Raw genomic sequence first — 12,871 nt, forward strand, 5'->3', positions numbered from 1 at the left:
GATCGTCCGTGTAGTGGCCAACTCCTCGGCCCTGCATCATCGTTGTATGTCCATCCTCAAGGAAACGGCGGAGCGGAACAGCACCGCGGCGGGGCCCGTGGTGACGGTGGACACCGATGCCATCCCGGTGCCGGACCGGTTCGGCTGGTGGGGCGACATGGTGGGCCAGGAGGTCATGTCCGTCACGATTCGCAGCACCCACGCGCCCCGCTTCAGGGGACTGGCGCAATCCGTGCGACTGCCGCACACCGAGGTGGGGACCTTCACCTACTCCCCGATGAAGGCCTGGCGCTCTCCGGCCCAGGTCCGCCGCGACAACCGGGAGGAGTACTTCCTGGTCCTGGTCGGCAGCGGCACCGCGATCCGGCTGGAGCAGGAGCGGGGCGTTGCCTGCCTGGACGCCGGGGGCATCGCACTGTTCTCCTCGTCGTACCCGCTGACCTGCGAGTTCACCGACCGGGGCGGGCCCTGCCGGACCACACAGGTACGGCTGCCGCGCACCGTCCTGCCCCTGGCAGGCGGGCGGGCCGACCGGCTGCTGGCCGAGCCGTTGTCCACCCGCTCCGGGTCCGGGGCGCTGCTGGTCCCGTATCTGACGGGACTGACCGAGGCCGTACGTCACTGCGGGCCCGCCGAACTGGCCCGGCTCGGTGCCGTCGGGGTGGACCTGGCCGCCTCCCTGCTCGCCGCGCACCTCGGCGACACGGACCGGCTGCCCGCCGAGACGCGGCAGGCCACCCTGCTGGCCCGCGTCAACGCCTTCATCGACCACCACCTGGCCGACCCGGAGTTACGGCCGCAGGCGATCGCCGCCCACCACCACATCTCCGTACGCACCCTGCACCAGCTCTTCCGAAGCGAACCCGAGTCCGTGGGCGCCACGATCCGACGCCGCCGCCTGGAACGCTGCCGAGCCGACCTCACCGCCCCCGGACCGCCCCGCCCGTCCATCGGGGCGATCGCCCTGCGGTGGGGCTTTCGGCACCCCGCCGACTTCAGTCGGGCCTTCCGTAACGCGTATGGCGTGCCGCCGAGCGAGGTACGGGCGGACGCGGTGAGTGCACTGGATGCGAAGAAGGACCGCACGCTCGGCTAACGACAGGAACGGCTCGCGTGGCGGACAGTGGGTTCACGGCACCCCGGTGTCTTCGGAAAAGGGGGATCCGAAGCACTGGGGTGCCGTTCTGCCGTTCTGCCGACCCCGGCTGAGTCGGTGTCAGCGCGTTCGCGGCGTGTTCGGCCACCAATGGCCGCACCGGCCCCGCGCGCCCTTTTCCCCGGGCCCCGGCGGCGCGCTCCTGAGTGCAGCAGACGGGCACATCCTCCATCGGGGCGTCGTCCATTAGGAGTTCCCGTTTGGCGCAGATGACGGAGGCCGGAGTGCGCGGTCCGCGAGTGCGGCGGATGCTGGTGCTCCGCGGGACGACGGGGTAAAGGAGAAATGCATGCAGAGCGTGCGGTTCAATTCAGCCCGTAATGAGGTGGCGAAGGTTTCCTATACGGCTCGCCGCCTTGTCGAACTGGGCTACGGAAGCACCAGAACACTGGGGCTGAGTGTGGAGGACGTGCCTCCGCGCGCCGGTGACCTGGTGCTCTGCCGGGTCACCGAAATCGGTCAGCACAGATTCCTCGGGCAGGTGCACGGAAAGCGAAACCGGCTGTTCGTGGGCGACCTGATCGTGGTCGCCTATGGCGCACGCTACGCCCCGGACCAATTCGAGTCGGAGGTGCCCGGCGACCTCGGACGCTGCGATCTGGTCGCCGGTGGCGGCATAGCCGGACGGGTGGTGTCCGCCCACTCAAGAATGAAAACCCCCACCCGGGTGGAGCCCGTGGGCCTGGTGACCGGCGAGCAGGGCGAAGTCATCAACCTCGCCCATCTGGCCCGGCCCGTGGTGCCGGTCCTCGCACCGCGCCCACGCACCATCGCCGTACTCGGCACCTCGATGAACGCGGGCAAGACGACCGTGGCCGCCGCCCTCATCCGCGGCCTCAGCCTGGCCGGCCGCCGGGTCGGCGCCGCGAAGGTGACCGGCACCGGTGCCCCCGGAGATCCGACGCTGATGGCCGACGCGGGCGCCTCGCGGGTCATCGACTTCACCGACCTGGGCTTCCCCACCACCTACCAGCTGCCGATGCCGCAGGTGGTCCGCGTTCTGCGCAGCGCGATCACGGATCTGACGAGCCACCAGGCGGACGCCATCGTGCTGGAGGTCGCGGACGGACTCCTCCAGCGGGAGACGGCGGCGCTGCTGCGGACACCGGAGTTCCGCGCCAGTGTGGACGGCATCGTGTTCGCCTCCGGTGACTCGATCAGCGCGGTGGCGGGCGTACGGCAGCTGCGCGAGGAGGGACTTCCCGTCGTGGCCCTGAGCGGGGTGCTGACGGCGTCCCCGCTGGCCACGGCCGAAGCGGTGACCGGCGTGGACATCCCGGTGTACCAGGCGGCCGCCATGGCCGACCCGGCCGTCGCCGTCCAGCTGCTCACCGGCACCGTCGCCGGCGTCGTAGGAGAGGGCAGCAGGCTGCCGGAGGACGCCGGTCAGCCGGCCGCCTGCGGAGGGCTGCCGCAGGAGCGCGGCCTGCCGGCCGCCTACAGCGGTCCGCTGACGGCCGAGACGGTGGCGTGACCGCGGCGGCACGGCGGCAGCGGGTCCGGATGCCGCACACGCTGGGCGGTGTGCGGCGCCGACTGATGCTGCTGCTGGTACTCGCGGGTTTCGGGCAGGCGGTCTGCGTGGTCGCCTTCGCCCTGCTGGTGCACGGCGCGGCCTACCGCGTCACGCACGGCGGGCAGACCGGGTCCGGCCACGACCGCAACGCCATCTACACGCACGTCGCCGGGTACGCGCCCACCACCCTGGCCGTCGGACTCATCACGTCGGCCTGCGCGACCGTGCTGCTCAAGGCGGCGGGCGAACCACTCGCGGAACGCCTCGCCCAGAGCTACGTACACAGCGTCAGAATGCGGCTCTTCGACCACGTCGCCGCCAGCGAGGCGGGGGGACCGGACCGGCGCACGGTCGGCGTGACCGTGCTCCGCTTCACCGGCGACGCCTCCGCGCTGCGGCTGTGGATCAGTAAGGGCGTGGCACCGATCCTGGTGGACGGGGTGTTCGTGGCGTGCGCGCTCGTCATCCTGACCGTCGCCGCGCCCGGCATGGGCGCGCTCTCGGTGGCGCTGGTCCTGCTCGCCGCGGCCGCCGTCGCGCTGTGCGGGCGGCGGCTGCGCGAACGCGTCCGCGAGACCAGACGGCACAACGGCCGACTCGCCGCCTTCGTCAACGAACGCGTCACCCACACCGCCGTCATGCAGTCCCTCGGCCGGGTCGCACAGGAGCGCCGGGTCATGCGGCGACGCAGTCGCGAATACGGCCGTGCCATGGTGCGCCAGGCCCGGCTCACCGGAGCGATGTCGGCGACGGCGGAGGCGTGCGGCATCGGGATCCTGCTGATCGTGGTCACCGTGGGCCTGGTGACGGGCACCACCTGGGAGGCCCTCGCCTCGCTGCTGACGGTGGCGGGCTTCCTGGGCGCGCCCCTGTCGTCGCTGGTCCGTGTGCAGGAGCACTGGCAGCAGTCGCGCGTCGCCCGCGGCCGCATCACCGAGATCCTCGCCGCGCCGGCCCCGCTGGGCCGGCCCCGCCGGGCCGAACCCCTCGCGAACGGGCCCGGGCGCCTGGAACTCGCGGGGCTGCGCGTGGACGGCGTACTGGAGGCGTCGGCCGTCGCACAGCCCGGCCAGCGAATAGTGCTGCAGGGACCTCCGGGCGCCGGAAAGTCCCTGCTGCTCCGCCTCATCGCCCGGCTCCAGGAGCCGGACGCCGGCGCCGTACTCCTCGACGGCCAGGATCTCGCCCGCCACGACCCCGAATCGGTGCGGCGCGCGATCCGGCTGACGAGCCCCGAACTGCCGTTGCTGCGCGGCAGCGTGGGCAAGAACCTGCGCCTCGGGGAACCTCCGGGGGCGGTCAAGAAGGGTGCCGAGGGGGCGGGTGCGAACGGGAGCGGAGACGGGACCGGGAGCGGGGACGACAGCGGGTGCGGCGACCACGTCGAGGCCTTGGCCGAGTTGCTGCCGCACGGTCTGCGCACCCGGCTCGGCGAGGGCGGGCACGGTCTGTCCATGGCGGTGCGCTACCAGGTGGCGATGGTCCGGGCGCTGCGCAGCGCACCCCGGGTGCTGCTGCTGGACGAGGCCAGGCTGGACGAGGCGCTCGGTTCCGACCTGGCGGAACGGCTGTTCGAGCGCTATCCGGGCACGGTCATCTACGTCACCGACGACCCCGCGCTCGCCGCCCGCGCGGATGCGCTCTGGCACATCGAAGGGGGCAGACTGACGGTCCGTGGACTGTATGCCCCGAGTCCGGTCGGGTCGGAGACCACGACGTGACAGCTTGCATCCGCAACTGGCATGCTCACGGTCGTCACAGTCGCGATCATTGTCGACATCGGGGGAACGGTGACCACAGGACCTGGAGGGTTCTCGGCACGAGTCGAGTCCATCGACGGCAGTTCGCATCTTCTGAACGAACTGGCCGGACTGCTGTACGCCGGGCGCATGGACGGGGAGAACGCCACCCAGTGCCGCGTACCGCGCGCGCATCCTCAAGTGGCCGAAGCGGTGGAGGACTTCGCGCTTTTCGCCGGGGACCAGTACGGCGACCTGGTGACGCTGCTGTCGGCCCTGTCGACCAAGCTGCGGTCGACCGGAAACGCCTATGTGCGGGCCGACACCGACGCACAGCGGGCGATGGACGACATCCTCGACAAGGGGCGTTACGTCGCCCCCGAGGAGCGGTGAGCGCCATGGCGTACCGCGCGGACGTCGAATTCCTCGACGCGTCGAACCCTCGGCTGATCGAACGGACCGCAGCCGAGTACGGCCGCCTCCACACCCTCCTGGCCTCCTGCGAAGACGACTTCCGCAAAGCCGGCAAGGTCGAATGGGAGAGCGAGCACCGGGAGCGCTACACCAAGCGGCTGAGGGAAGCACTCGACCTGGCGGAACACCTCTCGGCAGCCTTCGGCCGGGTACGCAGGGCGCTGGACGACTACGCCACGGCCGTCGAGCAGGCCAAGGGCCACTTCGAGAGCGGACAGACCACGGAAGGCCGCCTGGCCGAGGTGATGTCCCGCGAAGCCGACCCGATCACTCCCACGGCACGCGCCGCGGAACCCCTGCACCAGTGGGAAGACCTGCGGTCCACGACCGGCTTCCTCGACTGGGCGGCAGAGCTCACCGCCGACGTGGACGCGATCCGCGAAGAGGCCGAGCACTACTACGACGCCACCAAGAACCACTACGGCGACGCCCGGCGTGTGGAGTCCGCGGCCCGGGAGGACTGCGTCCACGAGATACGGGCGGCCCTGCGGTCCCTGCCGGACTTCCGCGGCGGAGCCGGCGACTACCCCGCCCTCCTGGTCGACGCGGTGGACGCGTTGCGCCAGGAGGTGAGTGATGCGAGCCACAACCCGATGACCCAGCTTTCCGGTACGGGCATGAAGGTCGACGCGATGACCGGGGTGCCGGGCGACACCCCGGTCTCACCGGCACTGCGGCGCATCCGGGACAGGCTCACGCATCTGCCTGCCGCGCAGGACCACTACCTGTACCTGCCGTCGAACGACGACGACGGCCGCCGAAAGTACATCGCGGGCAACAAGGCGCTGATCAACGACGCGGCGCGCAACTCCGGTCTTCCTCCGGAGATGTTGGCGGGCATCGCCTGGCAGGAGGTCGAAGGCGACCCTTCCTGGATCGACGACGCCGCCTACGGGGTCCGCCGTCACGTCCCCGGCCTGGGAGTGGCGGACCAGACCTCCATGGGCCCGATCGCGATCCAGGTACGCCGCTCCGCCGAAGTCCTCGGCTACGACCCGGAACACCTCACCGACGCACAGCGCGAAGAGGTGGTCAACGCTTCCAAGGACCCCGGCCAGAACATCTACATCGCCTCGGAGTACCTCGCCCAGCTGAAGGCCGAGAGTGAATTCGCCGACGTACCGCCGGAGCGGATGACCAGAGAGCAGATGCAGGAGCTGGCGGCGCGCTACAACGGCGGCCCCTACTACCGGAGCGACGACGCCCAGGCGTACGGCCGGCGGTTCGACGAGAACGTGGGGAACGCGAGGCGGGCACTCGAAGGATGACGGCGCCGCAGGCATCAGGGGCCTCAGGGGCCTCAGGGGCCTCAGGGGCCTCAGGGGCATCAAGGGTGACGGGGCTATCGGGGGCATCTCGGGTGAAGGGCGTCATGTGCGCGACCCTGCTGGTCATCGGCTACCTCGCGGCGGGAGCCGCCACCGGCATCGCCTACCTGGCGAACCCGCTCGGCCCCTGGGACCACCAGTCCTTCGACAACATCCGCCTGTTCGGAAAGCTGGGCTTCACCCTGGCCCTGCTCACCGCACCGGTCACGATCCTGGCCGTCGCCCGCCGCCGGCTACGGCCGTGGTGGGCTCTTCCGTGCGCGGTGATCACCCTGGCCGCCTGGGCACGCCTCACGGTGTTCTTCCCCGCACACTGAGGCGGTGCGTGGGGCGGTTCGGTCTTGAAGGAGGCCGAACCGCCCGTACCCTCGTGTTGTCTACGGCGTCACATAGCGGGCGCCAAACATTGGAGGCAATACTCTCGTGCTGATCGCTCAGCGTCCGTCCCTGACCGAAGAGGTCGTCGACGAGTTCCGCTCCCGGTTCGTGATCGAGCCGCTGGAGCCGGGCTTCGGCTACACCCTCGGCAACTCCCTGCGCCGTACGCTCCTCTCCTCGATCCCCGGCGCTGCTGTCACCAGCATCCGCGTCGACGGTGTCCTGCACGAGTTCACCACCGTGCCGGGCGTCAAGGAGGACGTCACCGACCTGATCCTCAACATCAAGCAGCTGGTCGTCTCCTCGGAGCACGACGAGCCGGTCGTGATGTACCTGCGCAAGCAGGGCCCGGGTCTGGTCACCGCCGCCGACATCGCGCCCCCGGCCGGTGTCGAGGTACACAACCCCGACCTGGTCCTCGCCACGCTCAACGGCAAGGGCAAGCTGGAGATGGAGCTCACGGTCGAGCGCGGCCGTGGTTACGTCTCCGCCGTGCAGAACAAGCAGGTGGGCCAGGAGATCGGCCGTATCCCGGTCGACTCCATCTACAGCCCTGTGCTGAAGGTCACGTACAAGGTCGAGGCGACCCGTGTCGAGCAGCGCACCGACTTCGACAAGCTGATCGTCGACGTCGAGACCAAGCAGGCGATGCGTCCGCGTGACGCCATGGCGTCGGCCGGCAAGACCCTGGTCGAGCTGTTCGGTCTCGCCCGCGAGCTGAACATCGACGCCGAGGGCATCGACATGGGCCCGTCCCCCACGGACGCCGCCCTCGCCGCCGACCTGGCGCTGCCGATCGAGGAGCTGGAACTCACCGTCCGCTCCTACAACTGCCTCAAGCGCGAGGGCGTCCACTCGGTGGGCGAGCTCCTGGCGCGTTCCGAGGCGGACCTCCTCGACATCCGCAACTTCGGTGCGAAGTCGATCGACGAGGTCAAGGCGAAGCTGGCCGGTCTGGGCCTCGGCCTCAAGGACAGCCCGCCCGGATTCGACCCGACGGCCGCCGCGTTCGACGCCGACGACAACGCGGACGCGGGCTTCGTGGAGACCGAGCAGTACTGAACCCCGCGCCGGGTCGCGGGGGAGCCGGGACGGCAGGGCGGCCGGCGATGCCCACCGTCCAACCGCCCCCGGCTCCTTCCCCGGCTCCGGCTCCGCCAAGGCTCACCGGCGGAGACACAGAACCCGGGGCATGAAACAGCCCCCCTCGGAGATCACTCCGAGGGGGGCTGCGCACTACGTCTGCCGGGACCCGGGGGAGCTACCGGCCGAGGACGACGGTGTTGTTGCAGCCCAGAGTGGAGCCGATTCTGGTGGTCTGCGATCCGGGCGAGCCCGCGCTGTTGGACTGGGTGGTTCCCTGGCCGTTCTGGAACCCGTACTGACCCTGTACGTCGACGTTCTGTTCGGTCGTCGTGCACGTGGTGCTCTGGCTGATGAGGAGGGTCTTGGTCTCTTTGCCCTTGACCGCCTTGCTGTGCTGCTTGTGCCCGTGTCCCTGCCCGTGCTTGTGTCCGTGCCCGTCGGCGTAGGCTGCGCCGGTGCTGAGGAAGCCGATGGCGCTGAGGAGGACGGCCACGACGGCGGTCTTGCGAGGCTTGCGCATGTCTTCTCCGAGCGTTGAAGCGGACTACGCGTACGCGATCCGCCACGTCATAAGGTGACGAGAGGTTAATGTGCAAATGCCCGAGATATGCTCGTCGGCACGCCGGATCGTCTGACCGGCGGGCAGGGCTGTCGGCCCCATGGCCGGCCCAAGTCCCTTGTGTGGCCAAGGCGTCACGAAGTCGAACCCGGGAATAGGCGTTCCGCGCAGAACCACCCGTGTGGCCGCGCGACGAACGCGAGGAGGCCCAGGCTCTTCGCCACTGCCCCAGGGCGCCGACGAAACTCCCGTGCGGCTTGGACGAGTTCGTTCCGCAGGGGCACCTTCCTGGCAAGGCGTCAATTGCTCACACCCGGCGTGGCGGTGGCGCTGCCTGATCACGCGGCCCGACGGGGCATACTCAGGCCTGACCCCGAAGTTCAGCTCCTGGTCCGTGCGCGGCAGCTTCCGGGTCCTGGTCGACCACCCCCGGACATGACGGCCGTGGGCGAGGCCGCGAACGGAGCGGAGGCCGTCGAACTCGCCCGCCGCGAACAGCCGGACGTCGTGCTGATGGACATACGCCTGCCCGACCTCGACGGCATTGAGGCGACCCGGCAGATCTGCTCCGGCTCCACCAGCACATGGAGACTCAGTACGGCTTCCATCGTCGGCGTAGGCGAACCCCACCCGTTCCGCACCGCCGGCCGGGACCCGGAACACGATCGTCATGACCCGTCATCCTTGCCTCACGGCATCCGCGACGGGAGCCGCGCCGCGTTCTCGGCCTTCGGCCCACACCGATGTCGTGAGCGTGGGCAGGACGGCGTCGGCGCGCTGCTTCAGCATCGCGTTGAGCTGTTCCTCCTTCTCGCGCAGGTACGTCATGTCGCCGGGCACGATGGGTAGTTCGCGGCCGCGCTCGTCGACGTCGGAGGGCAGGATCGCGGGGTAGCCGACGACGTGGACCTCTGCCTCGGGGCATGTCGTTTTGCGACTCGGCCGGGCTGAACGTGCTGACTCGGGTCTTTTGGCAGCGATTGCCGCACCCAGTCCCCCTGCCGCCCTCAAGGTTGAGGCTCGGTCAGAGCAGCGGCGACGGAGAGGCCGCGTAGGCCGAGCCCTGAGCGTGTGACCGCGTCGTCCCGAAGCGCCTTGGGTGAGTGTTGGGGCTCGGCCGCTCTACCTCTCACCTGCGGTGATGGCCGTTGGCGTTCACCTGTGTCCGACGCAGTTCGCCGGTCTTGTGCCACTCGGTGGACACGCGCATAAGAGGTAGGTTTGGATCAAGTTCGGCAGTGCTCTGCCGAGGACATGCATGCCGGGCTGGAGCACGGGGGAGTCTGACCAACTCGCCCGTCCAGCCGCGGCTCGCGGAACGGGGGAACCATGACCAGGTACCAGTGCGTGCCCGCTGCGGCGGGCGTGGTTGCCGGCGGCGCCGCGCTTCGATCAAAACGGATCGGATGACCAGGGAACCAAGCTGTCCCTGAAGCAACGGCTGGAACGGCGCAGTCGTCGCGGCCGCGACCGCACGAAGCGGCTGCCGCTGCCGCGGACCCAGCTACCACCGTGCCCGCAGTCGGGATTGCCGGCGCGAGTCCGGCGTATGCCGAGCCGACTGGGCGGCCGTCCGTGAAGGACCCCCAGCATGCCAAGAGCTCCATACATGTCGAGGAAACATGCACATAAGTCGAATACATAAGCTACTGATGTCAGCCGGTGCGCTCATCCTGGCAACTGCCACGCCCGCCATCGCGGACACCCCTCCCCCGACTGCCCCTTCCACCGGCCCTGCGTCCTCCATGCCGTCCGATCCCTCCGCACCCTCCACGTCGGCGACACCCACCCCCTCCGCACCCTCTACGCCCGCACCCTCCGCCGCCGACGATGCGGTCGAAGCCGACCAGTGGACGAGCGAAGCGGCCGAGGAGTTCTGGACACCCGAGCGGATGGCCGCGGCCACACCGGACTCGCCCCGCCCCGAGGCTCCCGCCGACTGGAAGCCCGCCGCACGCCGGTCGGCCGCGGCAGCCGCCAAGGACGGCCACTACTTCGGAGGCGTCCCCACCGTCGGCACCTTCTTCCACTACACAAGGGACCCCGCCACCGACAAACTGGAAGGGCGTTTCTGCTCGGCCAGTGTCATCGACAGCCCGCAGGGCAACGTCATCCTGACCGCCGCACACTGCTCGGGCGGCAGCAAGGGCATGTTCGTACCCCGCTACGACGGCGCGGCGACGAACCCCGCCCCCTACGGCCGGTTCCCGGTGCAGAAGTGGATCCGCGACTCCCGCTGGTACAGGGTGGGCGACAACCCCACCCGTGACGCCTACTCCGACCTGGACTACGCCTTCGCCCGGGTAGGCACCAACAGCAGCAACCTCAGCCTGCAGAAGGCTGTCGGCGCCGCCCTCAAGCTCGGCCAGGTGAACGGCGACTACAGCCAGACCGTGACCGTGGTGGGCTACCCGGGAAGCCACAACCCGAAGAACCGGCCGATCATCTGCCCCGGCGTCACGACCCGGCAGCTTCCCGGCTACCGGCAGATGCGCATGGAGTGCGGCGGTTTCTACGGAGGCACCTCCGGAAGCCCCTGGATCACCGGCCTGAACACCACAACCGGCAGCGGAACCGTGGTCGGCAACCTCGGCGGCTACTACGGCGGCGGCCTGGAGAACGACAGCGACCGCATCTCCTTCGCCGTCACCTACGACGAGCGTGCCCTGGAGATCTACGCCGCCGCGAAGAACGACACCGAACTGCGGAAGTACCCGCGCGGCTACAGCATGTACCCCACCGGCGGCGGCCTGTGGACCAAAGCCAAGAAGATGGCCTCCGGTGACTACAACGGCGACGGCAAGACCGACATGATCGTGGTCTGGGTGGACGGCGAGGTCACCCTCTACGCCGGCGACGGCAAGGGCGGCTTCTCCGGCGAGAAGGGGATCACGAAGTCCGACACCTGGAAGAACGCCAAGGTCATCGCCGGAGGCGACTTCAACGGCAGCGACTCCTCCGACCTCGTCGTGGTCTGGGTGGACGGCGAAGTCACCCTCTACACCGGCGACGGCAAAGGCGGATTCGCCAAGGAGACGCAGCTCCAGAAGCCCAACGGCACCTGGCGGAACGCCATCCAGATCACGGCCGGACGCTACAGCGACAACAAGTGGACCGACGACCTCATGGTCCGCTGGGGCGACGGGGAACTCTCCCTCTACACCGACGTCGACGGCCGGGGCCTCCTCCACGAGCACAAGCTCAAGGACCCCAATGACACCTGGAAGCACGCCACGATCCTCACCGCCGGCAACTTCACCGGCGGCGCCAAGTGGGACGTGGTAGTGCGCTGGTCGGACGGCGAGCTCTCGCTCTACCGCGACGCGGGCCCCTCCGGTGTGGGAACGGAAGCCCGGATGTTGTCCTCTAACCAGCTGTGGACCCACGCCTCTGTCATGACCGCGGGCGCCTACACGCAGGGCGAGCCCAACGACCTGCTCGTGCGTTGGTCGGACGGTGAGACCACGCTCTACACCGACACCTCCACCACCCTCGGCCGTGAGCACATACTCGTGCCGCCCAAGGCAGGCTGACCCCCCTCTCAGGAAGGCGAGGTACGCGCGATGTACCTGCGCGCTGCAGCGACCGCTCTAACCGCGACCATCATCGGCCTCACGGCCTCTCACACAGCCTCGGCGGCGGACGGTCCGGGCCTGAGCATCAGCATCCGCGCAAGCGACAGCGACAGCACCGGGGACGGCCCCCTTCAGCAGGGTGCGCCCGTCGTGGTCACGTCCGACGTCGACCTGACCTCCCTGGCCGCGGACGGCAACGGCAGCTTCACCGTGAAGTCTCCGGCGTTCACCAAGGATGTGACCGTGGAGATGCGGAAGAACAGCTTCGGGGAGGGCACCGGCACCATCAGCTGCGACATAGGGCCGGGAAGCTACCCGGTCGACATCGCCGGGCAGCACCAGAAGTCCGAAGCGATCGGCAACCGGGGTCACCTGACCATCAAGGTCGAGGACGACAAGGACCACTACTGCGAGCAGGCGGCCGGTACCTTCAGCCCCACCGGGACCGGCACCGTTGCGGCAGTCGGCGCCGGCGGCGCGACAGTACTCGCCGCCATCGGCTACACCGCCGTACGCCGCCGGAGGACCAGGAACACCTGACCCGGCAGTAGCGGGGGCCGCCGTCACCGCACGGCGGCCTCCACCACAGAACCCACCACCAGGCCCCGCCTTCACCTCCCGGCCGATCCGCACGCCTGAACTCTCGTGCCGGTGGATGTTGTCCGACGAGGGCATGAGTTGCTCGGGGGAGTCGGCGAGTGGTCGTCGTGAGGCACGGGCGGCGTCTGGTCAGACTTTCTCGACTCGCACGGAGTGTCCTGCGACGAGTTGGTTCATGTCGTCGGTGTCGGAGGCGAAGACGGTTGCCTGAGCTCCCTGCGCGGCTTCCCGCCCGGTCACAGCTGCCAGGATGGCGGCGATGGCTTAAAGGCTGTTGCAGAACGACGATCACAGTAGGATCCGGCCACCCGCGGCAAGATCAACTGCCCGATTGTGCGCCGATTTCCACCGTCCTGACGGGGCCTTCGAAGCAGCTTTCTGGAGATCGGTCCGAGTTCTGCAACACCCCCTAGCGCCCTCTCAGACGATCACACACCCGACAACGTGACAACGCCGTGCG

At 69.4% G+C, this 12,871-nt stretch carries 10 protein-coding genes and 1 pseudogene; 10 read left to right on the forward strand and 1 reads right to left on the reverse strand.

The genetic code is table 11. The annotated features are described in order from the left end of the window. The first annotated feature begins 46 nt into the window (after positions 1–46). The 7 genes from POF73_RS36000 to POF73_RS36030 all read left to right on the forward strand — a co-directional run bounded on the left by POF73_RS36000 (position 47) and on the right by POF73_RS36030 (position 7,653). On the forward strand, positions 47–1,096 hold the full coding sequence (locus POF73_RS36000) for a helix-turn-helix domain-containing protein (protein ID WP_272123363.1): 1,050 nt from the start codon (positions 47–49) through the stop codon (positions 1,094–1,096). Between the two features lie 460 nt (positions 1,097–1,556). Next, complete coding sequence (locus POF73_RS36005; RefSeq protein WP_272123365.1) at positions 1,557–2,630, forward strand: DUF1611 domain-containing protein; 1,074 nt, start codon at positions 1,557–1,559, stop codon at positions 2,628–2,630. Beyond that, entirely contained in the window at positions 2,627–4,393 is a 1,767-nt protein-coding gene (locus POF73_RS36010; RefSeq protein WP_272123366.1) for an ABC transporter ATP-binding protein, read from the forward strand. The genes POF73_RS36005 and POF73_RS36010 overlap by 4 nt, the downstream gene beginning before the upstream one ends. Before the next feature lie 69 nt (positions 4,394–4,462). Continuing rightward, positions 4,463–4,804 (forward strand): hypothetical protein, encoded by a 342-nt coding sequence (locus tag POF73_RS36015; protein WP_272123367.1) that lies wholly within the window; start codon positions 4,463–4,465, stop codon positions 4,802–4,804. A gap of 5 nt (positions 4,805–4,809) precedes the next feature. Next, entirely contained in the window at positions 4,810–6,153 is a 1,344-nt protein-coding gene (locus POF73_RS36020; RefSeq protein ID WP_272123368.1) for a hypothetical protein, read from the forward strand. A gap of 104 nt (positions 6,154–6,257) precedes the next feature. Next, positions 6,258–6,530 carry a hypothetical protein gene (locus POF73_RS36025; protein WP_272123370.1) on the forward strand — a complete coding sequence of 91 codons (273 nt, stop codon included), beginning with the start codon at positions 6,258–6,260 and terminating at the stop codon, positions 6,528–6,530. 106 nt (positions 6,531–6,636) lie between these two features. Then, the gene (locus POF73_RS36030) at positions 6,637–7,653 is read left to right on the forward strand and encodes a DNA-directed RNA polymerase subunit alpha (protein WP_272123371.1); all 1,017 of its coding nucleotides are present in this window, start codon (positions 6,637–6,639) and stop codon (positions 7,651–7,653) included. Positions 7,654–7,852: 199 nt separating this feature from the next. Here the strand turns inward: POF73_RS36030 and POF73_RS36035 are convergent, their stop codons facing one another. Continuing rightward, positions 7,853–8,197, reverse strand: a complete 345-nt coding sequence (locus POF73_RS36035) for a hypothetical protein (RefSeq protein WP_272123372.1) — start codon at positions 8,195–8,197, stop codon at positions 7,853–7,855. 433 nt (positions 8,198–8,630) lie between these two features. On the opposite strand from POF73_RS36035, the pseudogene POF73_RS36040 reads away from it, so the two are divergent. The 3 genes and pseudogenes from POF73_RS36040 to POF73_RS36050 form a co-directional block, all read left to right on the forward strand. Then, positions 8,631–8,821: pseudogene (locus POF73_RS36040) on the forward strand (response regulator); the annotation flags it as partial. Between the two features lie 1,160 nt (positions 8,822–9,981). Further along, a complete protein-coding gene (locus POF73_RS36045; protein ID WP_272123373.1) occupies positions 9,982–11,769 on the forward strand; it encodes an FG-GAP-like repeat-containing protein in 1,788 nt (595 codons plus the stop codon). Between the two features lie 30 nt (positions 11,770–11,799). Next, positions 11,800–12,351: a hypothetical protein gene (locus tag POF73_RS36050; protein ID WP_272123374.1), complete on the forward strand. Its 552-nt coding sequence runs from the start codon at positions 11,800–11,802 to the stop codon at positions 12,349–12,351. Positions 12,352–12,871 lie beyond the last annotated feature (520 nt).

Source organism: Streptomyces sp. HD (assembly GCF_028369295.1).
GTDB lineage: Bacteria > Actinomycetota > Actinomycetes > Streptomycetales > Streptomycetaceae > Streptomyces.

Coding starts and splice junctions, on each gene's coding strand:
- POF73_RS36000 (WP_272123363.1), top strand. CDS start 47: ATGTCCATCCTCAAGGAAACGGCGGAGCGGAACAGCACCGCGGCGGGG.
- POF73_RS36020 (WP_272123368.1), top strand. CDS start 4,810: ATGGCGTACCGCGCGGACGTCGAATTCCTCGACGCGTCGAACCCTCGG.
- POF73_RS36025 (WP_272123370.1), top strand. CDS start 6,258: ATGTGCGCGACCCTGCTGGTCATCGGCTACCTCGCGGCGGGAGCCGCC.
- POF73_RS36035 (WP_272123372.1), bottom strand. CDS start 8,197: ATGCGCAAGCCTCGCAAGACCGCCGTCGTGGCCGTCCTCCTCAGCGCC.
- POF73_RS36045 (WP_272123373.1), top strand. CDS start 9,982: ATGCCGTCCGATCCCTCCGCACCCTCCACGTCGGCGACACCCACCCCC.
- POF73_RS36050 (WP_272123374.1), top strand. CDS start 11,800: ATGTACCTGCGCGCTGCAGCGACCGCTCTAACCGCGACCATCATCGGC.